The organism is Pseudidiomarina marina, assembly GCF_044807045.1.
GTDB lineage: Bacteria > Pseudomonadota > Gammaproteobacteria > Enterobacterales > Alteromonadaceae > Pseudidiomarina > Pseudidiomarina marina.
This window is the reverse complement of the sequence record NZ_CP085233.1, coordinates 1113213-1137377: the sequence shown is the minus strand read 5'-3', so window position 1 is coordinate 1137377 and position 24165 is coordinate 1113213. Positions and strand designations below refer to the sequence as shown.

Sequence of the window (24165 nt, the reverse complement as noted above, 5' to 3'; positions counted from 1 at the left end):
GCTTCGGTCGGTACGACCTCACCCGCTTATGCAGGGCAGGTGCACTCTATCGAGCTGAGCTACAGACCCAGTTTCTATCCGTTACATCTACCAAACCAGGCAATCTGTGTGAGCACTTAACTTCTTCAAGGCTTTTTCATAAGGAGGTGATCCAGCCGCAGGTTCCCCTACGGCTACCTTGTTACGACTTCACCCCAGTCATGAACCACACCGTGGTAAACGCCCTCCCGAAGGTTAAGCTATCTACTTCTGGTGCAGCCCACTCCCATGGTGTGACGGGCGGTGTGTACAAGGCCCGGGAACGTATTCACCGTGGCATTCTGATCCACGATTACTAGCGATTCCGACTTCATGGAGTCGAGTTGCAGACTCCAATCCGGACTACGACGCGCTTTTTGAGATCCGCACACTCTCGCGAGTTAGCTTCCCATTGTACGCGCCATTGTAGCACGTGTGTAGCCCATCCCGTAAGGGCCATGATGACTTGACGTCGTCCCCACCTTCCTCCGGTTTATCACCGGCAGTCTCCCCAGAGTTCCCGCCATTACGCGCTGGCAACTAAGGATAAGGGTTGCGCTCGTTGCGGGACTTAACCCAACATCTCACAACACGAGCTGACGACAGCCATGCAGCACCTGTCTCAGTGTTCCCGAAGGCACTCATCTATCTCTAGAAAATTCACTGGATGTCAAGGGATGGTAAGGTTCTTCGCGTTGCATCGAATTAAACCACATGCTCCACCGCTTGTGCGGGCCCCCGTCAATTCATTTGAGTTTTAACCTTGCGGCCGTACTCCCCAGGCGGTCAACTTAGTGCGTTAGCTGCGTTACTCACTTCGTTTATGAAACGAACAACTAGTTGACATCGTTTACGGCGTGGACTACCAGGGTATCTAATCCTGTTTGCTCCCCACGCTTTCGTACCTCAGCGTCAGTTTCTGACCAGGTGGCCGCCTTCGCCACCGGTATTCCTTCCTATATCTACGCATTTCACCGCTACACAGGAAATTCTACCACCCTCTTCAGAACTCGAGCCTGCCAGTTCAAAATGCCATTCCCAGGTTGAGCCCGGGGCTTTCACATCTTGCTTAACAAGCCGCCTACGTACGCTTTACGCCCAGTAATTCCGATTAACGCTTGCACCCTCCGTATTACCGCGGCTGCTGGCACGGAGTTAGCCGGTGCTTCTTCTGTGGCTAACGTCAATATGCAAGAGTATTAATCTTACATCCTTCCTCACCACTGAAAGTGCTTTACAACCCGAAGGCCTTCTTCACACACGCGGCATGGCTGCATCAGGGTTTCCCCCATTGTGCAATATTCCCCACTGCTGCCTCCCGTAGGAGTCTGGGCCGTGTCTCAGTCCCAGTGTGGCTGATCATCCTCTCAGAACAGCTAGAGATCGTCGCCTTGGTGGGCCTTTACCCCACCAACTAGCTAATCTCACTTGGGCCTATCTCTAGGTGCAAGGTCCGAAGATCCCCTGCTTTGGTCCGTAGACATTATGCGGTATTAGCCACAGTTTCCCGTGGTTATCCCCCTCCTAAAGGCAAGTTCCCAAGCATTACTCACCCGTCCGCCGCTCGCCGGCAGAGTAGCAAGCTACTCCCCGCTGCCGCTCGACTTGCATGTGTTAGGCCTGCCGCCAGCGTTCAATCTGAGCCATGATCAAACTCTTCAGTTTAAAGTGTTTAATCGACCCATTGAATCAATGACTTAATAAATCTAATTTGTTAAGCACTTTTCCAATCAGTCAGGTGGTCTATTTAAAGACCTTTTGTGCATCCGAAGATGCTTTCTCTGCCTGAATCCGGTAAGTGCCCACACAGTTTGCTTGGCTTGGTATATTGTTAAAGAGCGTTCGCTTCTTCGTGAAGCGGGATGCGTATTTTACGCCATCCTTGGTTCAGGTCAAGATCCTTTTGGATCTTTTTTTGTGACCTACGTCACTTTCTGAACCCGCGTCACCACTCGGTGACAACGGCGGCGAATTATAAGGATCGCCGCCTACGGTGCAAGATCTTTTTTTACATTTTTTTCTAATTGGTTTATTTTTACTCAAATTGAACAAAGTTTAACTATTGATTGTCTATAAACACTGCTATTGTTCAAGGTCGTCACTAATAATTACTAGAAAGACACATTGTTAAATCGGGGTGCGCCTATGAAAGTTTTACCAACTTTATTGGCTGCGAGCGTATTTATGACTTACGCAAGTTACGCAGCAGACTCTGCTGTGGTCGAAACGACCAAACCTAGCGTTTATGTTTTAGATGAAGAGAACCAACGACTCGCAGATACATACGCACGGATGCTTCGTTATTATGAACAACGAAATTTTTCCTCTACTCGGTCAGTTAGGGTATTGATGAGTAATTATCCTCATCATGTTGAACCTATTCTCTACGCCGCTTTTGATCGCTACCCTCGTCATTACCGGCACATTATTAAAGCAGCTATAGATGCTGAACCTGCATTCACTCGCGACGTGATTTCAGCCGCACTCAATTTACGTGTCGCTGATCCCGCCGAAATTGTAAGAATTGCAGTTGAAACCGAGCCAAGTTATGCAGAAGCTATAGTCGGCACTGTCGACGAGATAGATCCTGCTCACTTAAATGAGGTGATTCGCGTTGCAGTAACAACCGAACCACATACCGCCGACGGAATTCTTCGCGCCAACAAAGAAGCCGAAGTAGGAAAACTAGAATCAATCATTCAAGCCGTATTAGCAGCAGCTCCAGCAGTGGGCGGCTATTTAGCTGATACGATAAGCGACATCATTGGTTCTGCAGAGGCCGAAGAAAGCGGTGAGATTAACCAAGATCAGGAACGGCAACGTGCGATTACATTACTACGAAGCGCATACAATGCTGGTGGTTTAACTAAAGAGCAACTCAATGCGATTGCTGCTCGGCATGAACTCACTTCACAAGAGTTAGATTCGATCGTTAATCAATAGTCAAATTTAGAAACTAAGAAACAAAAAAGCCGCTCATTGAGCGGCTTTTTTCTTAGCGAAATACTTCGCTTATTCCTCTACTGCTACTTCTTCAGCAACAGTAGCGTCTACTTCTGGACGGTCAACTAGTTCAACATATGCCATAGGTGCATTGTCGCCAGCACGGAAGCCACACTTCATGATACGAGTGTAACCGCCTGCGCGCTCTTGATAACGCGGACCTAATTCATTGAACAACTTACCAACCACTTCTTGGTCACGTGTACGTGCAAAAGCCAAACGGCGATTTGCAACACTATCTTGCTTCGCTAATGTGATTAGCGGCTCGATTACACGGCGCAGTTCTTTCGCTTTTGGCAAAGTGGTTTTAATCACTTCGTGACGAACCAGTGAGCTTGCCATATTGCTGAACATCGCTTTGCGATGGCTGCTGTTGCGGTTGAGTTGACGACCACTCTTACGATGGCGCATACCTATACCCTTCTCAGTAAATCTCTGTAAAAGATAACTTAGTCGCGATCAACGAGGCTTGCTGGTGGCCAGTTCTCTAGACGCATGCCTAAAGACAAACCACGTGACGCAAGCACGTCTTTGATTTCGGTGAGCGATTTTTTACCCAAGTTTGGAGTTTTCAACAACTCAACTTCGGTACGCTGCACTAAGTCACCAATGTACTGAATAGCTTCTGCTTTCAAACAGTTCGCAGAACGCACAGTTAATTCCAAATCGTCTACCGGACGTAAAAGAATCGGATCGAATTCCGGCTTCTCTTCTTTCTCTTCTGGCTCGCTCATGTCACGTAATTCAACAAACGCTTCTAGCTGTTGAGCAAGAATGGTTGCTGCGCGACGAATCGCTTCTTCTGGATCCAATGTACCATTGGTTTCCATATCGATAACCAGTTTATCCAAGTCGGTGCGTTGCTCAACACGTGCAGAATCTACACTGTAAGCAATACGCTCAACTGGACTGAAAGAGGCGTCAACTAATAGTAGACCGAGCGGACGCTCTTCATCGTCAGCAGACTGACGTGCCGAGGCTGGAACATAACCACGACCACGCTCAACTTTGATTGACATGTCAATCTCGGTGTCACCTGTAAGAGTACAGATGAGGTGATCAGGATTAATGATCTGGATATCACCATCATGAGTGATATCGCCAGCCTTGACAGGGCCCGCTCCGGATTTTTTCAAGGTCAGAATCGCTTCATCTTTGCCTTCCATGACTACTGACAAACCTTTAAGGTTCAACAGAATCTCGATGATGTCTTCCTGAACACCCTCTTTGCTGCTGTATTCGTGTTGAACACCGTCAATCTTTACTTCAGTCACTGCCACACCTGGCATTGACGAAAGCAAAATACGGCGCAACGCGTTGCCCAGCGTGTGACCAAAGCCACGCTCAAGAGGCTCCAACGTCACTTTAGCGTGAGTCGGGCTAATTTGTTCGATATCGACTAGCCTTGGCTTTAGGAATTCGGTAACAGAACCCTGCATTGTGTCCTCTCTTTATGCTTAAGCTTTACTTAGAGTAAAGCTCTACGATCAACTGTTCGTTAATTTCAGCAGACAAATCTGCACGCTCTGGAAGACGTTTGAACTGACCTTCCATCTTAGTGCTGTCTACTTCCAACCATACTGGTTTTTCACGCTGTTCAGCGAGTTCCAGTGCGGCTGCGATGCGCGCCTGCTTTTTCGCTTTTTCGCGAACGGACACAACGTCTTCCGGACGTACTTTAAACGACGGAATGTTGACTACCTGACCATTCACTACTACTGCTTTGTGGCTCACCAACTGGCGCGCTTCAGCACGAGTTGACGCGAAGCCCATACGGTACACCACGTTATCAAGGCGTTGCTCAAGCAATTGCAGCAGGTTCTCACCAGTATTACCCTTAATACGGGCAGCTTCTTTATAATAGTTACGAAATTGCTTTTCGAGTACGCCGTAGATACGACGAACCTTTTGCTTTTCACGTAACTGCAAACCGTAATCAGACAAACGACCGCGACGAGCGCCGTGCTGACCCGGTGCGCTTTCGAGTTTACATTTCGAATCGATTGCGCGTACGCCGCTTTTCAGGAACAAATCTGTTCCTTCGCGACGACTCAGTTTGAGTTTTGGACCCAAATATCTAGCCATGTTCTTTCTCCAACTATCGTATAGCGCCTATTAAACGCGACGTTTCTTAGGCGGACGACAACCGTTGTGAGGAATAGGTGTCACATCAGTAATGTTCGTGATGCGATAACCTACAGCGTTCAATGCGCGAATCGATGATTCACGACCAGGACCTGGGCCCTTAACGAACACTTCTAGGTTTTTCAAACCATATTCCTTCGCCATTTCACCTGCGCGCTCAGCAGCAACCTGTGCAGCAAACGGAGTTGATTTACGTGAACCACGGAAACCAGAACCACCTGCAGTTGCCCATGCTAACGCGTTACCTTGACGGTCAGTGATGGTCACAATGGTGTTATTGAAAGATGCATGGATGTGAGCCATGCCATCTGCGACTTGCTTTTTAACGCGCTTACGAGTACGAGTTGGTTGTTTAGCCATTTCTCAACTCCCTACTTCTTAATTGGTTTACGCGGACCTTTACGGGTGCGCGCATTTGTTTTAGTGCGCTGTCCACGTAGAGGCAAGCCACGACGATGACGTAGACCACGGTAACATCCGAGATCCATCAAGCGTTTGATGTTCATAGATACTTCACGGCGAAGATCGCCTTCAACAGTAAACTTAGCTACTGCATCACGAAGTACATCCAGTTTTTCTTCTGACAAAGAGCCGATTTTGGTATCTTCAGGCAGATCGATCGAAGCTAAGATAGCTTTTGAACGAGTACGGCCGATACCGTAAATCGCAGTCAAGGCAATGACTGCATGCTTATTGTCAGGAACGTTAATGCCAGCGATACGGGCCACTAACACGTCTCCTATAGTTTATGGGTGACCGGATTTGAAAAGCCCGTTAGGATACTCAACCGGTCGCCAATTTGCAAACATATCAAAGCCGCAGCCAAAAATATTTTTTGACTGCGGACTTCTTCTTCGAATTAACCTTGCCGTTGCTTGTGCTTAGGGTCACTGCAAATTACACGCACAACACCGTTGCGCTTGATAACTTTACAGTTACGGCAGATTTTCTTCACGGAAGCACGAACTTTCATTGCTACACTCCGTAATTATCCAACCTTAACGGCCGAAGCCTTTAAGGTTAGCTTTTTTCAGGACCGAATCATACTGATGTGACATCAGATGAGTCTGGACCTGCGCCATAAAGTCCATGATAACAACTACGATAATTAAAAGCGACGTACCACCAAAATAGAATTGTACGTTCCACGCAATCATCATGAACTCAGGAACCAAACAGACAAAGGTAATGTATAAGGCGCCAGCAAGCGTCAAACGAGTCATTACTTTATCAATGTACCGCGAGGTTTGCTCACCTGGACGAATACCAGGGATAAACGCTCCGGATTTCTTCAAGTTATCCGCTGTCTCACGTGGGTTAAATACCAACGCAGTATAGAAGAAACAGAAGAAAATAATTGCTGCTGCATATAGCATGACATACAGAGGTTGACCCGGTGACAACGTCAACGACAACTCCTGCAGGAAGTTTGCTACCGCACCTTCGCCTTGGCCGAACCAAGTAGCGATAGTACCTGGGAACAAAATAATGCTTGATGCAAAGATTGGTGGAATCACACCCGCCATATTAACTTTCAATGGCAAGTGAGTGCTTTGCGCTGCAAACACCTTACGGCCCTGCTGACGCTTTGCATAGTTCACAACAATACGACGTTGACCACGTTCTACGAACACAACGAAGTACGTTACTGCAAGAACAATAACACCAATAAGCAATAACAGTAATAAATGTAAATCACCCTGACGAGCTTGCTCTGCCGTTTGGCCAATGGCCGACGGGAGCCCTGCTACAATACCGGTGAAGATTAGAATAGAGATACCGTTTCCAATTCCACGTTCGGTAATTTGCTCACCTAACCACATTAAGAACATGGTACCAGTAACCAAACTCACGATAGCCGTGAAGTAGAATCCAAAACCAGGATCAATAACGAGACCTGGCATCAGATTTGGTAAGCCAGTGGCTATACCAATTGATTGGAAAGTTGCGAGTATCAACGTACCCCAACGCGTGTATTGGCTGATCTTACGACGGCCACTTTCGCCTTCTTTCTTAAGCTCAGCAAGACGAGGATGAATCACGCTTGCTAATTGCATAATAATTGAAGCCGAAATGTACGGCATAATACCTAAAGCAAATACCGAAGCACGCTCAAGAGCACCACCGCTGAACATGTTAAACATGGCAACGATGGTATCTTTTTGCTGATCGAATAATTGCGCCAACACAGCGGCATCTATACCAGGAATCGGCACAAAGGAGCCCGCACGGAACACGATTAACGCGCCGAGTACAAACAGCAGTCGACGTTTAAGCTCCGACGTGCCACCTTGAGCTCTGTTAGATTCCAATCCTGGTTTAGCCATGTGCCCTATCCTTCGATTTTGCCGCCAGCAGCTTCAATAGCTTCGCGGGCGCCTTTGGTGACCTTAATGCCTTGAACCGTTACTTTACGGCTGATTTCGCCTGACTTGATAACTTTAACAGTCAACACGTCGTGACGAATCACACCAGCTTCTTTTAATGAAGCTAGAGTAACAGTATCACCAGCAACTTTTGCGATCTCTGCCAGGTTTACTTCTGCAGTAGTCATAGCCTTGCGTGAAGTAAAGCCAAACTTTGGCAAACGACGTTGGATTGGCATTTGGCCGCCTTCAAAACCTGGCTTAATAGAGCCGCCAGAGCGTGAAGTTTGACCTTTATGACCACGTCCACCAGTTTTACCAAGGCCTGAACCGATACCACGGCCGAGACGCTTTTTGCTGGATTTAGCACCAGGTGCAGGGGAGATAGTGTTTAAGTACATGTCTTAGTCCTCCACCTTTACCATATAAGTGACTTGGTTCACCATGCCGCGGACGGCTGGAGTATCTTCCAGCTCGACCGTGTGACCAATGCGGCGCAGACCAAGACCACGAAGTGTAGCTTTATGTTTCGGTAAACGACCGATTGAGCTACGCGTCTGGGTTACTTTGATTGTCTTTTTCGCCATTGCTCACTACCCCAAAATTTCATCAACGCTCAATCCACGTTTAGCCGCTACTTGCTCAGGCGACTTCATACCGTGAAGTGCCTTGATAGTGGCACGAACAACGTTGATTGGGTTGGTTGAACCATATGCTTTTGACAGCACGTTGTGTACACCGGCAACTTCCAGTACTGCACGCATCGCACCACCGGCGATGATACCTGTACCTTCAGAAGCTGGCTGCATAAATACCTGTGAACCTGAGTGACGGCCTTTAACAGGGTGCTGCAAGGTATCACCTTTCAGCTGCACGGTTACCATGTTGCGACGCGCTTTTTCCATTGCCTTTTGAATAGCAGCTGGAACTTCGCGAGCTTTACCATAACCGAAACCCACTTTACCTTGACCATCACCAACCACAGTCAGTGCAGTGAAACTAAAGATGCGACCACCTTTAACTACTTTCGCTACACGGTTTACTGTGATCAGCTTTTCTTGCAGGTCACTTTGTTGAGCTTCTACATTTGCATTTGCCATGTTCGTCTCCTAGAACTGAAGTCCAGCTTCACGAGCTGCGTCAGCCAAAGCGGCGACACGACCGTGATAACGGAAACCACTGCGATCGAATGCAACGCTTTTCACGCCTTTTTCAATCGCCCGTTCAGCGATCAGCTTACCAACTGCTTTGGCTGCTTCTACGTTACCAGCAGATTTGAACTGCTCACGCATAGTTTTCTCAACAGTTGATGCTGAAGCTAGTACTTCAGAACCGTTCGGTGCAATAAGCTGTGCGTAAATATGCCGTGGTGTACGGTGAACGACCAGGCGGTTAGCACCCAACTCTTGCATTTTCTTACGAGCGCGAGTTGCGCGACGTAAGCGAGCTGATTTCTTGTCCATCGTCTTACCTTACTTTTTCTTGGCTTCTTTACGGCGCACTTGCTCATCGGCATAACGCACACCTTTACCTTTATAAGGCTCAGGCTTACGGAATGCGCGAATGTTAGCGGCAACTTGACCAACTAACTGCTTGTCGACACCTTTCACGACTACTTCAGTTTGTGCTGGGACTTCGATAGTGATTCCCTGAGGGATATCGAACTCAATCGGGTGAGAAAAGCCCAGCGTCAGGTTCAATTTAGAACCCGCAGTGTTAGCACGATAACCAACACCAATCAGCTGTAATTTTTTCTCATAACCCTGCGCAACACCAACCACCATGTTTTGCAGTAACGCACGTGCTGTACCTGCTTGCGCAGTAGCGTTTGCAACGCCTTCACGTGGGATAGTACGGATAACGTTGTCTTCTTTAACAACTTCAACCGCATCGTTAACTACACGGCTCAATGAGCCTTTGGCACCTTTGATTGTTACTTCCTGGCCATTTAGCGTAACTTCAACGCCAGCAGGAATGGCAATCGGTGCTTTAGCAACTCGTGACATTTCCTAACTCCTCGTTAAGCTACGTAACCAATAACTTCACCGCCAAGACCCGCTTTGCGAGCGGCACGGTCAGTCATCAGGCCTTTCGAAGTAGAGACAACTGCGACACCTAGACCACCCATAACTTTAGGTAGTTCGTTGCGTTTCTTATAGATACGCAGACCAGGGCGACTTACGCGCTCAATTGATTCAATAACAGGCTTACCTTCAAAGTACTTCAATGTAACTTCTAGTTCTGCTTTCACATCACCAGATACGCTGAAGTCCGCGATATAACCTTCTTCTTTCAGAACTTGGGCAATAGCCACTTTCTGCTTAGAAGCAGGCATGCGCACGGCAACTTTGTTAGCACCCTGAGCGTTGCGGATGCGAGTGAACATATCCGCAATTGGATCTTGCATGCTCATATTTGCTTTCTCCCGTGACTCGTGGCTTACCAGCTAGCTTTTTTCAAGCCAGGAATTTCACCGCGCATCGCTTTCTCACGTACTTTGATACGGCTCATGCCGAACTTACGTAGGAAACCGTGTGGGCGGCCCGTTACGCGGCAGCGGTTACGCTGACGGCTTGGGCTCGAATCACGAGGAAGACTTTGCAATTTAAGCACGGCTTCCCAACGCTCTTCGTCCGAAGTATTCGGATCGCTGATCACATTTTTCAGTGCGATGCGTTTCTCTGCGTATTTAGCTGCTAGCTTTTGACGCTTCAGCTCACGCATTTTCATTGACTCTTTTGCCATAACTCTACACCTTACTTCTTGAACGGGAAGTTAAAGGCAGCGAGCAAAGCGCGAGCTTCGTCATCAGTGCCTGCAGTAGTGGTGATAGTGATGTCAAGACCACGAACCTTATCAACTTTATCAAAGTCGATTTCAGGGAAGATGATCTGCTCACGTACGCCCATACTGTAATTTCCCCGACCATCGAAAGATTTCGGGTTCAAACCACGGAAATCGCGAATACGTGGGATTGCAATCATAATTAAACGTTGCAAAAAGTCCCACATACGCTCGCCACGCAGAGTCACTTTACAGCCAATTGGGTAGCCTTCACGGATTTTGAAGCCAGCGACAGATTTACGAGCAACAGTACGTACCGGACGTTGACCAGAAATTGCTTCAAGGTCAGATACTGCGTTGTCGAGAATCTTTTTGTCAGCCAGAGCTTCACCAACACCCATGTTAAGGGTGATTTTTTCAATCCGAGGGACTTGCATGACGCTGTTGTAGCCGAACTGTTTAAGCAGCTCAGGAACTACTGATTCTTTGTAAAAATCATGCAGTTTCGCCATCGTAAAACTCCAAATTAAAAATTAAATGATTGCGTTGTTAGATTTGAAGAAACGAACTTTTTTGCCGTCTTCAATCTTGAAACCAACACGATCTGCTTTACCAGTCTCTGGGTTGTAAACTGCTACGTTAGAAACGTGGATTGGTGCTTCCTGCTCCACGATACCGCCCGCTACGCCCAATGCAGGGTTTGGCTTCTGGTGTTTCTTAACGATGTTTACGCCTTCAACGAATACACGATTCGAAGCGGTATCGACTTTAAGCACTTTACCGCGCTTACCCTTGTCTTTACCTGCCAGGACTACTACTTCATCATCACGTTTGATTTTTGCCGCCATATCTGGACTCCTTACAGTACTTCTGGTGCCAGAGAGATAATCTTCATGAACTGCTCAGAGCGCAATTCACGAGTCACTGGTCCAAAGATACGAGTGCCAATCGGTTGTTTGTTATTGTTCAACAAAACAGCCGCGTTGCGGTCAAAACGGATGACTGACCCGTCTTGACGACGGACGCCTTTCTTGGTGCGAACGACCACCGCATTCACAACATCACCTTTCTTCACTTTACCGCGAGGAATCGCTTCTTTAACAGAAACTTTGATGATATCGCCAATGTTTGCGTAACGGCGGTGCGAGCCACCCAGAACCTTAATACATTGTACGCTGCGTGCGCCGCTGTTATCGGCCACTTCCAGAGTAGTTTGCATTTGGATCATTGCAGTGCTCCGCTTTATGTAAAAAACAGACCCTCTCGAGTCGCTGTTGTCCAGTTACCCTCTAAATTAAGCCACAAAACTCGTGAACCTAAATTTCGAGAATAAAAGACTTCCCCTTATAAAAAGGGCGGCGAATTGTAACAGATAAAATTTCGAGATGGTAGTGCGATGTAGGAAATAAACTAAGAAAAGTTTACTTGTTCGTGCTTGCTGATTTTCAAACTGCGAATTGGGTCGCGGTTCATATTGCTTAGAGTTATAAGCAACGCGACAAATTCTAACAGAATAAGGTTATATGTCGAGCGCTTTCACTCTACTTATTTATGAGTTCAGATCGCGCAGAACAAGAGTTAAACCGTCGATATGTCACGTTCGAAGCTGTTGGCAACCGCTTGAGCTAAGTGGTAAATTCAATCGTATAAACCTTGGGAACGATCAACTTTTTGCAATATAAGGATTCCAATGAATCTAGCTATACTCGTTATGTTGCCGTTTATCGGTGCGGTATTACCTCTACTGGTGAGTAACCGACCGCGCTGGGTCATTACGCTCACAACGGCAACAATTACTGCAATAAGCTTCTTTCTTCTCTTGTTTCTTGCCCCGCAAACTTTGCAAGGGCTAGTTCCAACAACCCATGTCGATTGGTTACCGGCGTTAGGATTGAGTTTCAGCTTTCGTTTAGATGGGTTATCGCTACTATTTGCCGGTTTAATCCTCGGCATTGGTCTACTGATCATCACTTATGCTCATTATTATTTAAGTGAGAAAGACGATAGCGGCCGTTTTTTCGCATGTTTACTATTATTTATGGGCTCGATGTTAGGCATCGTCACCGCAGACAACCTCATTTTACTTTGGTTGTTCTGGGAGCTCACCAGTATTTCAAGCTTCTTGTTAATCGGTTATTGGTTTCATCAAAGCAATGCACGCCGCGGTGCGCGAATGGCGCTTGCCATCACCGGTGCAGGTGGGCTGGCGTTACTTGCCGGTATTCTGTTGATTGGCAATATAGCGGGTAGTTATCAATTAGATGCTGTCTTTGCCGCAGCTGATTCTATCCGCGAGCATTCGCTATATATTCCTGCTTTACTGCTGGTATTACTCGGCGCATTTACCAAATCAGCTCAATTCCCATTTCAGTTTTGGCTTCCCCATGCAATGGCAGCACCGACGCCAGTAAGCGCATACTTACATTCAGCGACTATGGTGAAAGCGGGTATTTTCTTAATGGCTCGCTTATTTCCTGTATTAGGCGGCACACCTGAGTGGTTCGCGATCGTTACGTTAACCGGATTGGCAACAATGCTCTTCGGTGCCTACTTTGCGCTGTTTAAAACGGACCTTAAAGGATTACTGGCATTTTCTACAATTAGTCACCTTGGATTAATTACCATGCTACTTGGTTTAGGTAGCGCCGGTGCCTTACTTGCGGCACTGTTCCATATTCTGAACCACGCAACGTTCAAAGCCGGATTGTTCATGATTGCCGGCATTGTTGATCATGAAACTGGCAGTCGCGATTTGAGAAAGCTCAGTGGCTTGCGCAAGTTTATGCCGTACACCATGGTGCTTGCTCTAATCACGTCGGCAGCCATGGCAGGAATCCCACTATTCAATGGCTTTTTGTCAAAAGAAATGTTGTTCGTTGAGTCATATCAACAACACTTGTTCGGCGGTCTATCTTGGTTAGTTCCAGTATTGGCCACTGCTGGAGCGATGTTGTCGGTGGCTTACTCAATTCGTTTTGTGCACGGCGTGTTCTTCGATAAGGTCGCAGAGAACCTACCCAAAACACCACATGAACCACCGTTAATGATGCGCGCTCCAGTTATCATTTTAGCGACGCTGTGTATTGCCGTCGGCGTCGCGCCCATGTTGTTTGTTTCCGACTTATTACAAACAGCTATAGCGGTAGTCAGCCCTACTTCCATTGACGTTACTATTTCAATTTGGCATGGCTTTAACCTCGCGCTGTTGATGAGTATTCTGGCGATCATTGGTGGCGTGGGAATTTATGTCTATCGAGAAGATTTACTGTCGTTTAATCGGCAGTTTGACCACCACGACGCGAAAGAAGTATTCGCGAAAATTGTTAAGTCGGTGACCAACTTTTGTGATGGACTCATGAATCGAGTCGAAACCGGCTCGCTGCAACGCTACATCGCCGCCCTGCTCATTATAACTGTGGTATTTGTGTTACCAGAGTTGTATCAAATAAATCAGTTAACGGGGTCACGCGAGCAACTGCCTGTTAACGCAGTGAGTTTAGCTGGTGCAGTCATTACCATTTTGGCCGCGATTGGAACCGCGGCGTTTCACCATCAACGGCTCACCTCGTTAATGATGTTATCCGTGGTTGGCTTGATGGTATCACTTACGTTTATCCATTTTTCAGCGCCCGATTTGGCTTTAACCCAATTGGTAGTAGAGGTGGTCAGTATTATCTTGATGATATTGGCACTGTTCTTTATGCCACAACGTATACCGAAAGCGTCAAGTGGTGGCCGTGTCGCTCGAGATATTCTACTTGCGGGATTTGTGGGCGGAATAGTCGGCTCGCTCAACTACGCATTCTTGACTCGTCCAATGAACAGTATCTCAGACTTTTTCCTTGAGAACTCGGTATCGGGTGGCGGCGGTACGAATGTAGTAAACGTCATTCTCGTCGATTTCCGTGGCTTTGACACATTAGGCGAAATTACGGTACTCGCCATTGCTGCAGCCGGCATTCATAAGTTACTGAATAACTTACGTCCATTTATGCCATCTAGCGATGTCGATGGACGACCTTGGCACCGTGTGAAACACCCGCTGTTGGTACAGACTGTTTCGCAAGCAATATTGCCTTTAGCGCTCATGGTATCGTTCTATATTTTCTTGCGTGGACACAACTTGCCTGGCGGAGGGTTTATCGCTGGTTTGATTACTGCATCGGCCATGATCCTACAGTACATGGCGAACGGTGTAGACTGGGTCAAACATCGATTTAATTACAATTACCAAACCCTAGCGTCAGTTGGCGTCATGATCGCCCTATTCACCGGCGTTGGCAGTTGGTTCTTTGGCCATAACTTTTTGACATCGTGGTTTACCCATGTTCATTGGCCGATTGTTGGTGAGTTCGAATTCGCCACGGCAATTTTGTTTGATCTCGGTGTCTATCTCACCGTTATTGGTGCCACTTTGATGATATTGGCCAACTTCGGTCAAATGACTACACGTCACCGTCCAAGACAGGAGAAGCATTAATGGAAGCCTTATATGCAGTTACCGTAGGCATGCTAACTGCCTGCAGTATTTATCTGATTCTTCGCGGTCGCTCGTTTCCTATCGTCATTGGCATTACGATGCTGTCTTACGCCGTGAATTTATTTCTATTCTCGACTGGCCGACTGGTATTGAACCAATTACCAATTATTGGAAATCAATCGGAATATACCGACCCATTACCGCAAGCTTTAGTTCTTACTGCAATTGTTATCGGCTTTGCCATGACCGCTTATTCAATTATTTTAGCGGTGCGAGTGCGAGGCGAGCTTGGTACGGATGAAGTCAACGAACCCAATCAAAATGATGGGGAGGCGCAGCGCTAATGTTAAGCCAGCACTTTGTCATACTTCCCTTACTTATTCCAATGCTTGCCGCCTTGTTGCAACTGTTGCCTTGGGGCGATGAACCGCAGCGCTACCGCCGAGCAATTGGAATGACTTCATGTGTCGCATTGATAGCGGTGGCTATATTACTGCTATTACAGTCGCAGCACGGCCCTAGTGTTTACGCATTAGGAAGTTGGCAGGCACCGTACGGTATTGTCATCGTGGCCGACAAACTGTCTGCCCTCATGGTGTTATTAACCGCATTACTAGCGCTCCCGGTACTTTGGTATGCGTGCTACGGAGAAGATAATCTTGGTTCGCATTTCCAAGCACTATTTCAATTCCAGCTGCTTGGTATTCTCGGCGCATTTCTGACCGGCGACTTATTTAACTTATTCGTATTCTTCGAAATTTTGTTGATATCAAGCTATGCACTTTTAATGCACGGTGGTGGGAAGCAAAAACTTCGAGCGACTTTGCACTACGTGCTACTGAATCTAACTGGTTCGGCAATATTTTTGATCGCACTTGGCGTTATTTATGGCATTACTGGCACGTTAAACATGGCCGATCTCGCCCATAAAGTCGCAAGCCTGCAAGCAGACGATGCGCACATTGCTCGAGTTGGTGGGTTGCTGTTATTGATTGTTTTCGCACTTAAAGCAGCTCTATTACCACTGTATTTTTGGTTACCACAAGCTTATGCAATGACAACAGGAACTGTGGCCGCGTTATTTGCCATCATGACAAAAGTCGGTATTTACGCAATTATTCGCGTTTTCACTCTGATCTTTGGCGATGATTCTGGTGCCGCCGCATTATTAGGTTACGAATGGCTTTGGTGGTTAGGTCTCGGTACTCTCGCCATTGGTGCTCTTGGCGTTATAGGTAGTCGTGATTTGCGTTTAGTCATCGCCTATCTCGTTGTAATTTCAGTTGGAACAATGCTAACCACATTTAGCATGAATTCTGAACGCTCTATTACTGCCGTGATGTACTACATGTTGCACTCAACTTTTATCACAGCAGCCCTATTTTTGATTGTTGATGTGGTTGCCAAACAACGCGGCAAAACGGCATCGCGAATAGTTAAAGGACGTAAAATGGCACAACACGCCATTTTAGGTATGATGTTCTTCGCTGCCGCGATTGCGATTATCGGTATGCCACCATTTTCCGGATTCATCGGAAAATTATTTATCCTTGAAGCGGCAAGAACTGGAGCTCAAGTAGCACTGCTGTGGCCACTAGTTCTTGGCAGTACTTTTTTGGTGATGATTTCATTATCACGAGCTGGTAGCCGCATGTTCTGGCATACCTTCGATGGTAAACCTGGAGACGTCAGCCACCCAACCGGGCAGTTAGTCGCCATTGGATTATTGCTGTTAGCCATTATTGGATTAACTATTTTCGCGGGAAGTATTAGTACGTTCATTAATGGTATCGCATATGACGTGATGCACCCTGCTTCGTACATTGAAGCCGTGTTAGGAGAGGGGTATTCCAATGAATAAATTTATACCTGCGCCGTTTCTCAGCCTGTTTCTGCTGGTTTTCTGGTTACTGCTGCAAAACACGATTACACCTGGCTTGGTTGTGCTTGGTGCGATTCTAGCCGTGGCAATTCCCCTTTATACGAACCGTGGGCGAGATTTTCCAGCAACCATTCATAAACCGTTCAAGGCAATTGAATATTTCTTTTTGCTCTTGGTCGATATACTGATTTCTAACTTGAACATTGCGGCGATTATTTTGATGCCTTCGCGTCGCATCAAGCCGGCTCTAATTGAATACCCGTTGGACATTGTTGGTGAAGTACCAATCACGGTTCTGGCCAGCACAATAAGCTTAACACCGGGTACAATTACCGCGGAAATTCGTCGCGATGGTCGTGCACTGATGATTCATGCACTCAATGTTGATGATCATGAAAAATTGATAGCATCAATTAAGCAACGCTACGAAATGCGTCTAAAGGAGATTTTCAAATGTTAGTTTTCGCCGTTCAATTCGCCTTTGTCGCCTTTAGCGTGGCTTTGTTGCTGAACTTATGGCGACTATTTCGTGGGCCAGACTTACCTGATCGCATACTCGCGTTAGATACAATTTATATTAATTCACTTGCGCTATTGGTGTTGTTTGGTATCTGGCACGGCACCGCTTTTTATTTCGAAGCTGCACTTTTAATCGCCATGTTAGGTTTTATTGGCACGGTAGCGGCGGCAAAATTCTTGCTTCGCGGCGACATCATTGAATAGGGCATAACATATGAATATGACAGAACTCCCTGGCTGGGCAGATTGGTTGGTTTCAAGTCTGATCATTATAGGCGCCCTCTTTGCCTTGATAGGCTCGGTAGGCCTTGCGCGCTTACCTGATTTTATGGCGCGTTTACATGCACCAACCAAAAGCACAACATTAGGTGTTGGTGGTGTTATTCTCGGTTCTATCGTTTATTTTTCTGTCACTGCCACGTTCTCTTGGCATGAATTATTAATCACCATTTTCTTATTCTTAACCGCTCCCATTAGTGCGCATTTGCTTGCCAAAGCCGGTCTTCATCTTGAATTAAAGCGTGTTGAAAATACACGTGACCTGCGCGCACAACCTAATCAATATTCTGATGAAGATTGATATGGAGTCGGACCTTCTGGTTCAGATTCCATGTGCGCTGCAAGCTTACTATATTGTTGATTGATTTCGTTAAGTAACTTAGTCAATTCGTCAACCCGCAACGGGTTTGGAGCAATTTTATCAACCGTCACATGGCTATCGATGGCTAGCCACGCCATCGTTGCTGTTGTCGTTCGTAATCGATCCGGTTCACTCGGTGTTTTCACCTCGGCTTCTCGCACATAAACATCTCGAGCGCGAACTATATTGTGACTATCTAGAGAAAGATTTGACGCCATGGTTGAGCTTTCAGAACGATAAATACCTTCAACTTCATTCAGTGGCGTCGACATCCCCATTACCGCATCAATTTGATCTTCGGATAGTTCAACATGCGGATGACTTAACCCATTTTTCAATAACTCGATTTGTGTGGCGCTTAATTGCGTCCAGCTTAATCTGAAGCCGTTTTGCTCTGCAAACCCGGATAAGAAATCCGGTGCGGGTGTCAGATCAAACGTTAGAGCTAATTCGGTAAGTGACTGTGGCCACACATCGAACTTCCGATAATAATGGGCCGCCGCTTGTTGCCAAAACCACCAGACTGAGTGTTCATATCGCAACTTTTCAAGCTCGACAACTTGCTTACTAGGAGGTAACGGCATCATCGCGGCAGCGACAATAAGTACGATGGCAACAAATAGAGGAGTAAATAATCCCGCTTGTCTAACGCTCAATGCTGCTCTCCAGAATCAAACTGGATACACCATGCAGACGAGCAAGCTCCTGCAACAACAATCGATAATTCGCATTGAAAGTTACATTACTCTCATTGGGCTCCAAATAAGGTAATCCCGTTATTAGTAACTCGGTTGCTTGGCGCAGTTTGACAGCAGCTAGATTATGCCAAATTTGAGGTTGCTCAGCGCGCAGCGACAAACATCTTTGGTAGGCGTTATCGGCCGCTCGGTAGCTATTTAATCGATAGTAAACGTGCCCTAACAAACACCAACTTTCGCGGTGATTTGGCTGCGCTTTAATGACTTTTTGCAGAAAACCCTCTGCGGTATGCAAATCACCTTGCTGGTAGACATCGCTCGCGATTGAATAGTGTTGTTCAACCGAAGAAAAGTTCACATCTTTTGTGGTTTTGCAGCCACTCGTAAGTATGACCAAGGCGAGTAGGATAAACAGATAGGAGTAGTTAGTCATAAACCGGCTCCTTTACACAGAACTTGAGTGTTTGACCTTGCCAAAATTCTAAAGGAAGTGGACATCCGGCTTCACACTCAATGATGGAGTCAACACCTGTCAGTCGCACCACATTAGCGGGTTGAACATTGCGCACTACTTTCACTATTTTAAGTTGCTTATCCAATCCTATTACATCGATCGCAAAACGCATTCCCCAGGTATGAATAGCGCTACACCGAGGAAACCAAAATGCTCGTTGAGGTGATGCAACTCGCAGATAAAGCATTCCTACCAGACGCTGGGGGAAATACTCCATCACTTTGACATCACGCCAAATGCAGCGACCACTCGAATTAAGATAGAAACATCCCTGTTTCATATAACTCCTCCTTGGGTAAACCCGATAAACACCGGACCTAGTATCAGCAACATGGTTACGGGAAAAAAACAAAAAATAAGGGGTAACATTAATTTGACTGAAACTTCTTGCGCACGCTTTTCAGCTTCTAACAACTGTTGTTGGCGGAACTGATTCGCTTGCACTTTTAAAGTATTCGCTAATGCACCGCCGGTTTGGTGCGCTTGTAACACAGCGCCAGCAAATAAGCTGATCCACGGGTGGGGTATGCGATGAGACAATCCATCAACAGCTTGATGCAGCGAATAACCACTTTGCTGCAGCCGGTGAAGCCTTGAAATTTCGGTGGCGGCAGACAAATCATTCGGGATGTTTTGCAGCGCATGGAGTGCGGCTCGAAACGATAATCCGGAGTGCATCAACATGGCAACCATATCAAGCGCACTAGGCCACTGCCTTAGCACTTTTTTCAGATAGACTTGTCGTCGGTTACGGCGTGCAATCACCACAATGGCTAGCGGCAAAAGAACACTGAGTTTTATCAACAAACCAATTGGCAAACTCACAATGAGTAAAATCGTTAAAACGACGAGAATACGATGGAGTAACCATTCAGAAGGGCTTTGTTCGGGAACTGACTGCTGCGCCAACCTAGTAATCGTCGAGGTTAAGTTTTCGGGCAATGCGTTAAGTAACGCATTGAGCCCTCGTTTCAGCAGGCGACTTTCATTGCAAAGACCAATAACGCCAATCCATAAGGCCGAAATGGTCACGCTGGTCACCATTAAAACCACCCACATTAAATTATCAATTGGCATAGGCATCGCCTAAAATTTTTCGAATGAGGAAATGCCCTAACATCATCAATCCAGCGCTGGCTGCCAGTAAATAATGACCAGGCTCGGTTTGAGTTAGCATGACGGTGTTTTCAGGGTGCAAAAAATGTAGCGCTGTAAAAAGGCCAAGAGGAAGTAGCATCATAACTTTTCCTTGCAATCGAGCTTGCGCAGATAAACTCTTTACCCGCTCTATTGCATACTGCTGCTGCCTTAAAGTTACCGCCAATCGCTGGAGAATATCCGCTTGCTGAGAGCCATGCTGTATACCGAGTTGCATCGTTAGTAACATCTGCAAAACCGCTTCGGTATTAACTCGCAGATAGAAGCTCTTGAGCGCAACAATTGGCGTCTCACCTGTGCGCATTCTGCGAATAACGAGTAGCCATTCGTATCTCAGTGGCGCTGCAACCTGCAATCCGCTGCGCTCAAATGCTGCATTGAAGCTAAGTCCGGCCTGCATTGCCGTTACCAGAAGATCAATAGCGTCTGGAAGTTGAACGGTGATAAGACGATGTCGTCGCGCCAGCAAATAATTTTTCGTCACTATCGCAGCGACAGCCATGCCGCATCCGACTAGAAAACTGATTAGAGCAGAGGAGATTAAGCCAATGATCATCAATAGCGGCAAAACGAGCAACGCTAGTCTTTCCCAAAATATTTTAGCCGGTAAGTAAATTAAGAAATCTGCAAGCGATTGCTCGGTACTATCTTTCAACCACTTTTGTGCGGGATTTTTCCACCGCGAAATCATGGTAATCACGAGGACAACGGAGGTTAAATAAACGCATGCTAACGCAACAATAACGAGTGCTCCGATTGTTAACCCCATGTCGGTTAATGCCATGTGGAAAGCACTCCTGTGGCATTACACTGATTCATCTCTCGAATAAACATTTGATTCATTTGGATAACATCGGCATCAACTCCCGACACTTCGGAAATTTCACGAATGACCCGAGCGCCTTCATTTGTGCGCTGAATTTGGATAATGACATCGATCGCCGATGCAATTTGTTGCCGAATTGCCGACAGAGGAATCTCAAGACCTGCCATAAGAACCATAACTTCAAGCCGCCGAATTGCGTCACGAGCACTGTTAGCGTGTAAGGTTGTTAATGAGCCTTCGTGACCTGTATTCATTGCTTGCAACATATCTATCGCTTCAATACCACGGCACTCACCGACAATGATTCGGTCGGGGCGCATCCTGAGCGCATTGATCAATAAGTCGCGAATCGCTATTTTTCCGTTTCCTTCGGCGTTTGGAGGTCTCGCCTCAAGCGCTATTAAGTTTTGATGTGACAGCTGTAGTTCAGCGGCATCTTCAATCGTGATGACCCGTTGATGCGATGGAATGACGCCTGCCAACGTATTAAGAAGCGTCGTTTTTCCGGTACCAGTACCTCCTGCGATTAAAATATTCCGGCGCTCAACCACACATCGAAGCAAATAGTCAGCAGCTTCAGTCGATAGCGCACCTTGACGAACCAAGTCATCAAACTGCAGTCGCTTTGCTAGAAACTTTCGAACTGTTAAACAGCTGCCTCTAAGTGCCAATGGAGATAGCACCGCATTTATGCGAGAACCATCTGGCATGCGCGCATCAACCATCGGTTGCGAACTGTCTAATCGACGTCCCAGCGGCGTAATAATTCGATCAATAACGCGCAGCAACTCTTCTTCACTTGAAAATGAAATTGGACAGCGGGACAGTTGCCCTTCCTTCTCGACGAAGATTGTTTGAAAGTCATTTACCATGATCTCGGAAATCGCATTATCATGAAGCAAGCTGGTCAAGGGACCGAAACCGATGCAGTCATTTACGATATTCTCTATAGCTAATGATAATTCGTTCGCATCATTAACCGACAAACTAGCCTGATAGTTCTCTAAAATATTGACCGCATGCTGTTGCAGTTCTGCAGCTGACATTTGCTCGATATTTTGTTCACTTCGTTGCAAAGTTTGTCGCAGGTGTTGCCGCGCTAAATCACTATTAAAAGCCATCGGTTAACCCCACGCAGGTTGCGTTATCACGAAATGATTTAATTAATGACTTCGCATGCTCATGTGATTGTTGAGTTTGACGTTGATGTGATTGCAGCAACGGCGTCACAACTACGAATAACTCGGTTTCAGCATCACGAAATTCGCGCGATGAAAATAACTCTCCTAAGATCGGAATTTGATGCAGTAGGGGAAACGATTCCGCCTGCAACGATTGTTCTTGACTGAGTAATCCGGACAAAATAATGGCTTCGCCACTCTTGGCAGTAATCAGGCTGCTCACTCGTCGAGTTAGCATTCCTGGAATTCCTTGAATAGCGGTTGCCGGATCTATTGTGCTGATCTGCGCTTTAATCTCTGTTGATATTTGACCACCGCCCAGATCATGAGGCGACATGGATAAAGAGATGCCGTAATCACGAAACTCGACATCCTGTGCTCCTTGCGCCAGAACCTGGGGGATTGGAAACTCTCCGCCAACAAGAAAGTCTGCTTGCCCACCACTAGCGGCAATCAACTTCGGTTCAGCAAGTATTCGTGCATGTCCATTTTGGACAAGTAAATTTACTGTCGAGAGTAAAGTAATCGGAAACGTTACCCACTGCGCGCTCGCATCACTGAGGGTTGGGCCACTTATTGAATGCTGCCACTTAATTCCCAGGTGTTGAGCGCTTTGTCGTTTCACTTCAAGAATGGTGACCTGCAACTCGATCATTTGATCGATAGCGGCAGGCACTTCACTCACCTGAATTAACCAATCCGGATAATCAATTATCGCCCGCTTAAATTGCTCCAGTTCGAGTTGGGGTAATTGTCCAGAAATGACTGTCGTACCCGCTTTCTCGTCAAACTGTAATTGCGAGTACTGTTGCTTAAGCCACTGTAGGTGAAGCTGTTCTTTTTTATCCAACGGCGCATTAACGACTATTGGAATTTTATCATTACTCCCAGACTCGTAACGAACCAGCAGCTCGGTATATCCAGAAGAGATAGCTTTAATAACCAAATCATGTGGTGGCAATAACTCCACTTTCAGTAAGTTTTCATTTCCCACGACAACATCAGAAACGCCCTTGAGCGAAATAATTTGCGTTTCTCCTACTTTCAGGCTCAAGGTATTTAAGGCATGAGCGGAATTGACACTTATCGCCAGAATGATCGCGAGAAATAGATTAATAGATCGCATCGAGCTCGACCTCCTTGGCAAAAAATCGATGTATCTTTATTGGGGGTGATGGCGTTACTGAAACATATGAGCTTTCGGCGTGTTGCAACCAAACTTCAAAATTCTGCATTCTCATCGTCTCAAACTTAGCAGCTTGCTCCGCGGTCAATTCAAATGTCATTGTGCTAGGCAAATAGTGCGAGGGGTTGACGTCGATCTGTGCATGGTCATCAAAGTTGTCCATTGCAATCACTGGAATATTAACCAAGACTAATGGCTTATTATTTTCTTGGAAGTTATTCCCTCGAAGCGTCACTTTGTCACCAATTTTGACCAGTCCGTTGTGCAACTGCTGCACGGAAACTAGACTTGTTACAGCATAAAACCCAGGGCGTAATTTCGCCGCAAATCGCGGTGTTTGATAGGGCTCAATTGCATTAGCCGTAAGCGGCTCTCCGCGATCAATAAATCGGCTGGAGGCTAACCCGAGTATACTCGGAGCATCTTCGGGGCGGAGCCATCCATCTTGTACTAAGCTTTGCGGAAAGTTTCGAATCACCAACGTGTCAGCATTAATAATTTCCCCAACTAAAATGTCGCGTTGGGTAACTAATATGCCAAGCTCTTGTTCACGTTGTTCTTCGACTTCAATCGACGCTTGCTCGGCAACATAGCCAGTGACTAACTGATAGCTTGCAAGACTCAGAGCCAAACTCAGCATAACCAGCGCAGCGAGCTTTGCTTTCGGAGTTAAGGTCAACATGAGGCGTCACCAAACCAACGGATTCAGAACAAAATACTGCCAAATCCAATCAACGTGAGCCGCTGTCGATTGAACGATATGCT

32 protein-coding genes and 1 rRNA gene are annotated in these 24165 nt (G+C 46.6%); 7 read left to right on the top strand and 26 right to left on the bottom strand.

What is annotated here, in order from left to right; genetic code table 11:
• Positions 1–139: 139 nt before the first annotated feature.
• A 16S ribosomal RNA gene (locus tag LG272_RS05395) occupies positions 140–1683 on the bottom strand.
• A gap of 480 nt (positions 1684–2163) precedes the next feature.
• Here LG272_RS05395 and LG272_RS05390 point away from each other — a divergent pair.
• Positions 2164–2961, top strand: coding sequence for a hypothetical protein (locus tag LG272_RS05390; RefSeq protein WP_404409923.1), 798 nt, complete (start codon positions 2164–2166; stop codon positions 2959–2961).
• 69 nt (positions 2962–3030) lie between these two features.
• On the opposite strand, the gene rplQ is transcribed toward LG272_RS05390, so the two are convergent.
• The 17 genes from rplQ to rplN all read right to left on the bottom strand — a co-directional run bounded on the left by rplQ (position 3031) and on the right by rplN (position 11544).
• Positions 3031–3432: a 50S ribosomal protein L17 gene (gene rplQ / locus LG272_RS05385; protein ID WP_126760450.1), complete on the bottom strand. Its 402-nt coding sequence runs from the start codon at positions 3430–3432 to the stop codon at positions 3031–3033.
• Between the two features lie 38 nt (positions 3433–3470).
• A complete protein-coding gene (locus tag LG272_RS05380) occupies positions 3471–4460 on the bottom strand; it encodes a DNA-directed RNA polymerase subunit alpha (RefSeq protein WP_092858664.1) in 990 nt (329 codons plus the stop codon).
• Between the two features lie 25 nt (positions 4461–4485).
• Positions 4486–5106: a 30S ribosomal protein S4 gene (gene rpsD, locus LG272_RS05375; RefSeq protein WP_092858666.1), complete on the bottom strand. Its 621-nt coding sequence runs from the start codon at positions 5104–5106 to the stop codon at positions 4486–4488.
• Positions 5107–5136: 30 nt separating this feature from the next.
• On the bottom strand, positions 5137–5526 hold the full coding sequence (rpsK, locus tag LG272_RS05370; protein ID WP_034734070.1) for a 30S ribosomal protein S11: 390 nt from the start codon (positions 5524–5526) through the stop codon (positions 5137–5139).
• 11 nt (positions 5527–5537) lie between these two features.
• Entirely contained in the window at positions 5538–5894 is a 357-nt protein-coding gene (gene rpsM, locus LG272_RS05365) for a 30S ribosomal protein S13 (RefSeq protein WP_055439831.1), read from the bottom strand.
• Between the two features lie 131 nt (positions 5895–6025).
• The gene (rpmJ, locus tag LG272_RS05360; RefSeq protein ID WP_055439830.1) at positions 6026–6139 is read right to left on the bottom strand and encodes a 50S ribosomal protein L36; all 114 of its coding nucleotides are present in this window, start codon (positions 6137–6139) and stop codon (positions 6026–6028) included.
• A gap of 25 nt (positions 6140–6164) precedes the next feature.
• Complete coding sequence (secY, locus tag LG272_RS05355) at positions 6165–7493, bottom strand: preprotein translocase subunit SecY (protein WP_092858668.1); 1329 nt, start codon at positions 7491–7493, stop codon at positions 6165–6167.
• A gap of 5 nt (positions 7494–7498) precedes the next feature.
• Positions 7499–7933: a 50S ribosomal protein L15 gene (rplO, locus tag LG272_RS05350; protein WP_126760451.1), complete on the bottom strand. Its 435-nt coding sequence runs from the start codon at positions 7931–7933 to the stop codon at positions 7499–7501.
• Between the two features lie 3 nt (positions 7934–7936).
• The gene (gene rpmD, locus LG272_RS05345; protein WP_055439827.1) at positions 7937–8119 is read right to left on the bottom strand and encodes a 50S ribosomal protein L30; all 183 of its coding nucleotides are present in this window, start codon (positions 8117–8119) and stop codon (positions 7937–7939) included.
• A gap of 6 nt (positions 8120–8125) precedes the next feature.
• Entirely contained in the window at positions 8126–8632 is a 507-nt protein-coding gene (rpsE, locus tag LG272_RS05340; RefSeq protein WP_055439826.1) for a 30S ribosomal protein S5, read from the bottom strand.
• A gap of 9 nt (positions 8633–8641) precedes the next feature.
• Positions 8642–8995, bottom strand: coding sequence for a 50S ribosomal protein L18 (gene rplR / locus LG272_RS05335; protein WP_126760452.1), 354 nt, complete (start codon positions 8993–8995; stop codon positions 8642–8644).
• 9 nt (positions 8996–9004) lie between these two features.
• Positions 9005–9538 carry a 50S ribosomal protein L6 gene (gene rplF, locus LG272_RS05330; protein ID WP_126760453.1) on the bottom strand — a complete coding sequence of 178 codons (534 nt, stop codon included), beginning with the start codon at positions 9536–9538 and terminating at the stop codon, positions 9005–9007.
• Between the two features lie 14 nt (positions 9539–9552).
• Positions 9553–9945, bottom strand: coding sequence for a 30S ribosomal protein S8 (gene rpsH, locus LG272_RS05325; RefSeq protein ID WP_126760454.1), 393 nt, complete (start codon positions 9943–9945; stop codon positions 9553–9555).
• A gap of 26 nt (positions 9946–9971) precedes the next feature.
• Positions 9972–10277, bottom strand: a complete 306-nt coding sequence (gene rpsN / locus LG272_RS05320) for a 30S ribosomal protein S14 (protein WP_092858678.1) — start codon at positions 10275–10277, stop codon at positions 9972–9974.
• 11 nt (positions 10278–10288) lie between these two features.
• A complete protein-coding gene (gene rplE / locus LG272_RS05315; protein ID WP_092858680.1) occupies positions 10289–10828 on the bottom strand; it encodes a 50S ribosomal protein L5 in 540 nt (179 codons plus the stop codon).
• Positions 10829–10849: 21 nt separating this feature from the next.
• The gene (rplX, locus tag LG272_RS05310) at positions 10850–11164 is read right to left on the bottom strand and encodes a 50S ribosomal protein L24 (protein WP_092858682.1); all 315 of its coding nucleotides are present in this window, start codon (positions 11162–11164) and stop codon (positions 10850–10852) included.
• An 11-nt stretch (positions 11165–11175) separates the two neighbouring features.
• The gene (gene rplN, locus LG272_RS05305; RefSeq protein ID WP_092593899.1) at positions 11176–11544 is read right to left on the bottom strand and encodes a 50S ribosomal protein L14; all 369 of its coding nucleotides are present in this window, start codon (positions 11542–11544) and stop codon (positions 11176–11178) included.
• A 462-nt stretch (positions 11545–12006) separates the two neighbouring features.
• Here rplN and LG272_RS05300 point away from each other — a divergent pair, with 462 nt between their 5' ends.
• From LG272_RS05300 to LG272_RS05275, 6 genes are read left to right on the top strand one after another with little or no spacing between them, the layout of a single operon-like run.
• Positions 12007–14796: a monovalent cation/H+ antiporter subunit A gene (locus LG272_RS05300; RefSeq protein WP_404409922.1), complete on the top strand. Its 2790-nt coding sequence runs from the start codon at positions 12007–12009 to the stop codon at positions 14794–14796.
• Positions 14796–15140 carry a Na+/H+ antiporter subunit C gene (locus LG272_RS05295; RefSeq protein WP_126760456.1) on the top strand — a complete coding sequence of 115 codons (345 nt, stop codon included), beginning with the start codon at positions 14796–14798 and terminating at the stop codon, positions 15138–15140. The genes LG272_RS05300 and LG272_RS05295 overlap by 1 nt, the downstream gene beginning before the upstream one ends.
• Positions 15140–16657 carry a monovalent cation/H+ antiporter subunit D gene (locus LG272_RS05290; protein ID WP_404409921.1) on the top strand — a complete coding sequence of 506 codons (1518 nt, stop codon included), beginning with the start codon at positions 15140–15142 and terminating at the stop codon, positions 16655–16657. The genes LG272_RS05295 and LG272_RS05290 overlap by 1 nt, the downstream gene beginning before the upstream one ends.
• Positions 16650–17138 (top strand): Na+/H+ antiporter subunit E, encoded by a 489-nt coding sequence (locus LG272_RS05285; RefSeq protein ID WP_404409920.1) that lies wholly within the window; start codon positions 16650–16652, stop codon positions 17136–17138. Before LG272_RS05290 ends, LG272_RS05285 begins: the two co-directional genes overlap by 8 nt.
• Positions 17132–17401, top strand: coding sequence for a K+/H+ antiporter subunit F (locus LG272_RS05280; RefSeq protein ID WP_126760459.1), 270 nt, complete (start codon positions 17132–17134; stop codon positions 17399–17401). Before LG272_RS05285 ends, LG272_RS05280 begins: the two co-directional genes overlap by 7 nt.
• A 10-nt stretch (positions 17402–17411) precedes the next feature.
• Positions 17412–17777, top strand: a complete 366-nt coding sequence (locus tag LG272_RS05275; RefSeq protein ID WP_241968030.1) for a Na+/H+ antiporter subunit G — start codon at positions 17412–17414, stop codon at positions 17775–17777.
• Here the strand turns inward: LG272_RS05275 and LG272_RS05270 are convergent.
• From LG272_RS05270 to LG272_RS05235, 8 genes are read right to left on the bottom strand one after another with little or no spacing between them, the layout of a single operon-like run.
• Positions 17756–18493, bottom strand: a complete 738-nt coding sequence (locus tag LG272_RS05270) for a hypothetical protein (RefSeq protein ID WP_404409919.1) — start codon at positions 18491–18493, stop codon at positions 17756–17758. The two genes, LG272_RS05275 and LG272_RS05270, sit on opposite strands and share 22 nt — an antisense overlap.
• A complete protein-coding gene (locus LG272_RS05265; protein ID WP_404409918.1) occupies positions 18483–18968 on the bottom strand; it encodes a hypothetical protein in 486 nt (161 codons plus the stop codon). The genes LG272_RS05270 and LG272_RS05265 overlap by 11 nt, the downstream gene beginning before the upstream one ends.
• Positions 18961–19329: a DUF192 domain-containing protein gene (locus LG272_RS05260; protein ID WP_126760462.1), complete on the bottom strand. Its 369-nt coding sequence runs from the start codon at positions 19327–19329 to the stop codon at positions 18961–18963. The genes LG272_RS05265 and LG272_RS05260 overlap by 8 nt, the downstream gene beginning before the upstream one ends.
• A complete protein-coding gene (locus LG272_RS05255; protein WP_404409916.1) occupies positions 19326–20126 on the bottom strand; it encodes a type II secretion system F family protein in 801 nt (266 codons plus the stop codon). The genes LG272_RS05260 and LG272_RS05255 overlap by 4 nt, the downstream gene beginning before the upstream one ends.
• Positions 20116–20991, bottom strand: coding sequence for a type II secretion system F family protein (locus tag LG272_RS05250; RefSeq protein ID WP_126760464.1), 876 nt, complete (start codon positions 20989–20991; stop codon positions 20116–20118). Before LG272_RS05250 ends, LG272_RS05255 begins: the two co-directional genes overlap by 11 nt.
• Entirely contained in the window at positions 20982–22154 is a 1173-nt protein-coding gene (locus LG272_RS05245) for a CpaF family protein (RefSeq protein WP_404409915.1), read from the bottom strand. Before LG272_RS05245 ends, LG272_RS05250 begins: the two co-directional genes overlap by 10 nt.
• A complete protein-coding gene (locus LG272_RS05240; protein ID WP_404409914.1) occupies positions 22144–23340 on the bottom strand; it encodes a type II and III secretion system protein family protein in 1197 nt (398 codons plus the stop codon). The genes LG272_RS05245 and LG272_RS05240 overlap by 11 nt, the downstream gene beginning before the upstream one ends.
• Positions 23327–24082 carry a Flp pilus assembly protein CpaB gene (locus tag LG272_RS05235; RefSeq protein ID WP_404409912.1) on the bottom strand — a complete coding sequence of 252 codons (756 nt, stop codon included), beginning with the start codon at positions 24080–24082 and terminating at the stop codon, positions 23327–23329. Before LG272_RS05235 ends, LG272_RS05240 begins: the two co-directional genes overlap by 14 nt.
• Positions 24083–24165 lie beyond the last annotated feature (83 nt).

Bases quoted from the DNA above. Each gene is read 5' to 3' on its own strand.
- LG272_RS05390 (WP_404409923.1), top strand. From the start codon at position 2,164: ATGAAAGTTTTACCAACTTTATTGGCTGCGAGCGTATTTATGACTTAC.
- rplQ (WP_126760450.1), bottom strand. From the start codon at position 3,432: ATGCGCCATCGTAAGAGTGGTCGTCAACTCAACCGCAACAGCAGCCAT.
- LG272_RS05380 (WP_092858664.1), bottom strand. From the start codon at position 4,460: ATGCAGGGTTCTGTTACCGAATTCCTAAAGCCAAGGCTAGTCGATATC.
- rpsD (WP_092858666.1), bottom strand. From the start codon at position 5,106: ATGGCTAGATATTTGGGTCCAAAACTCAAACTGAGTCGTCGCGAAGGA.
- rpsK (WP_034734070.1), bottom strand. From the start codon at position 5,526: ATGGCTAAACAACCAACTCGTACTCGTAAGCGCGTTAAAAAGCAAGTC.
- rpmJ (WP_055439830.1), bottom strand. From the start codon at position 6,139: ATGAAAGTTCGTGCTTCCGTGAAGAAAATCTGCCGTAACTGTAAAGTT.
- secY (WP_092858668.1), bottom strand. From the start codon at position 7,493: ATGGCTAAACCAGGATTGGAATCTAACAGAGCTCAAGGTGGCACGTCG.
- rplO (WP_126760451.1), bottom strand. From the start codon at position 7,933: ATGTACTTAAACACTATCTCCCCTGCACCTGGTGCTAAATCCAGCAAA.
- rpmD (WP_055439827.1), bottom strand. From the start codon at position 8,119: ATGGCGAAAAAGACAATCAAAGTAACCCAGACGCGTAGCTCAATCGGT.
- rpsE (WP_055439826.1), bottom strand. From the start codon at position 8,632: ATGGCAAATGCAAATGTAGAAGCTCAACAAAGTGACCTGCAAGAAAAG.
- rplR (WP_126760452.1), bottom strand. From the start codon at position 8,995: ATGGACAAGAAATCAGCTCGCTTACGTCGCGCAACTCGCGCTCGTAAG.
- rplF (WP_126760453.1), bottom strand. From the start codon at position 9,538: ATGTCACGAGTTGCTAAAGCACCGATTGCCATTCCTGCTGGCGTTGAA.
- rpsH (WP_126760454.1), bottom strand. From the start codon at position 9,945: ATGAGCATGCAAGATCCAATTGCGGATATGTTCACTCGCATCCGCAAC.
- rpsN (WP_092858678.1), bottom strand. From the start codon at position 10,277: ATGGCAAAAGAGTCAATGAAAATGCGTGAGCTGAAGCGTCAAAAGCTA.
- rplE (WP_092858680.1), bottom strand. From the start codon at position 10,828: ATGGCGAAACTGCATGATTTTTACAAAGAATCAGTAGTTCCTGAGCTG.
- rplX (WP_092858682.1), bottom strand. From the start codon at position 11,164: ATGGCGGCAAAAATCAAACGTGATGATGAAGTAGTAGTCCTGGCAGGT.
- rplN (WP_092593899.1), bottom strand. From the start codon at position 11,544: ATGATCCAAATGCAAACTACTCTGGAAGTGGCCGATAACAGCGGCGCA.
- LG272_RS05300 (WP_404409922.1), top strand. From the start codon at position 12,007: ATGAATCTAGCTATACTCGTTATGTTGCCGTTTATCGGTGCGGTATTA.
- LG272_RS05295 (WP_126760456.1), top strand. From the start codon at position 14,796: ATGGAAGCCTTATATGCAGTTACCGTAGGCATGCTAACTGCCTGCAGT.
- LG272_RS05290 (WP_404409921.1), top strand. From the start codon at position 15,140: ATGTTAAGCCAGCACTTTGTCATACTTCCCTTACTTATTCCAATGCTT.
- LG272_RS05285 (WP_404409920.1), top strand. From the start codon at position 16,650: ATGAATAAATTTATACCTGCGCCGTTTCTCAGCCTGTTTCTGCTGGTT.
- LG272_RS05280 (WP_126760459.1), top strand. From the start codon at position 17,132: ATGTTAGTTTTCGCCGTTCAATTCGCCTTTGTCGCCTTTAGCGTGGCT.
- LG272_RS05275 (WP_241968030.1), top strand. From the start codon at position 17,412: ATGAATATGACAGAACTCCCTGGCTGGGCAGATTGGTTGGTTTCAAGT.
- LG272_RS05265 (WP_404409918.1), bottom strand. From the start codon at position 18,968: ATGACTAACTACTCCTATCTGTTTATCCTACTCGCCTTGGTCATACTT.
- LG272_RS05260 (WP_126760462.1), bottom strand. From the start codon at position 19,329: ATGAAACAGGGATGTTTCTATCTTAATTCGAGTGGTCGCTGCATTTGG.
- LG272_RS05255 (WP_404409916.1), bottom strand. From the start codon at position 20,126: ATGCCAATTGATAATTTAATGTGGGTGGTTTTAATGGTGACCAGCGTG.
- LG272_RS05250 (WP_126760464.1), bottom strand. From the start codon at position 20,991: ATGGCATTAACCGACATGGGGTTAACAATCGGAGCACTCGTTATTGTT.
- LG272_RS05245 (WP_404409915.1), bottom strand. From the start codon at position 22,154: ATGGCTTTTAATAGTGATTTAGCGCGGCAACACCTGCGACAAACTTTG.
- LG272_RS05240 (WP_404409914.1), bottom strand. From the start codon at position 23,340: ATGCGATCTATTAATCTATTTCTCGCGATCATTCTGGCGATAAGTGTC.
- LG272_RS05235 (WP_404409912.1), bottom strand. From the start codon at position 24,082: ATGTTGACCTTAACTCCGAAAGCAAAGCTCGCTGCGCTGGTTATGCTG.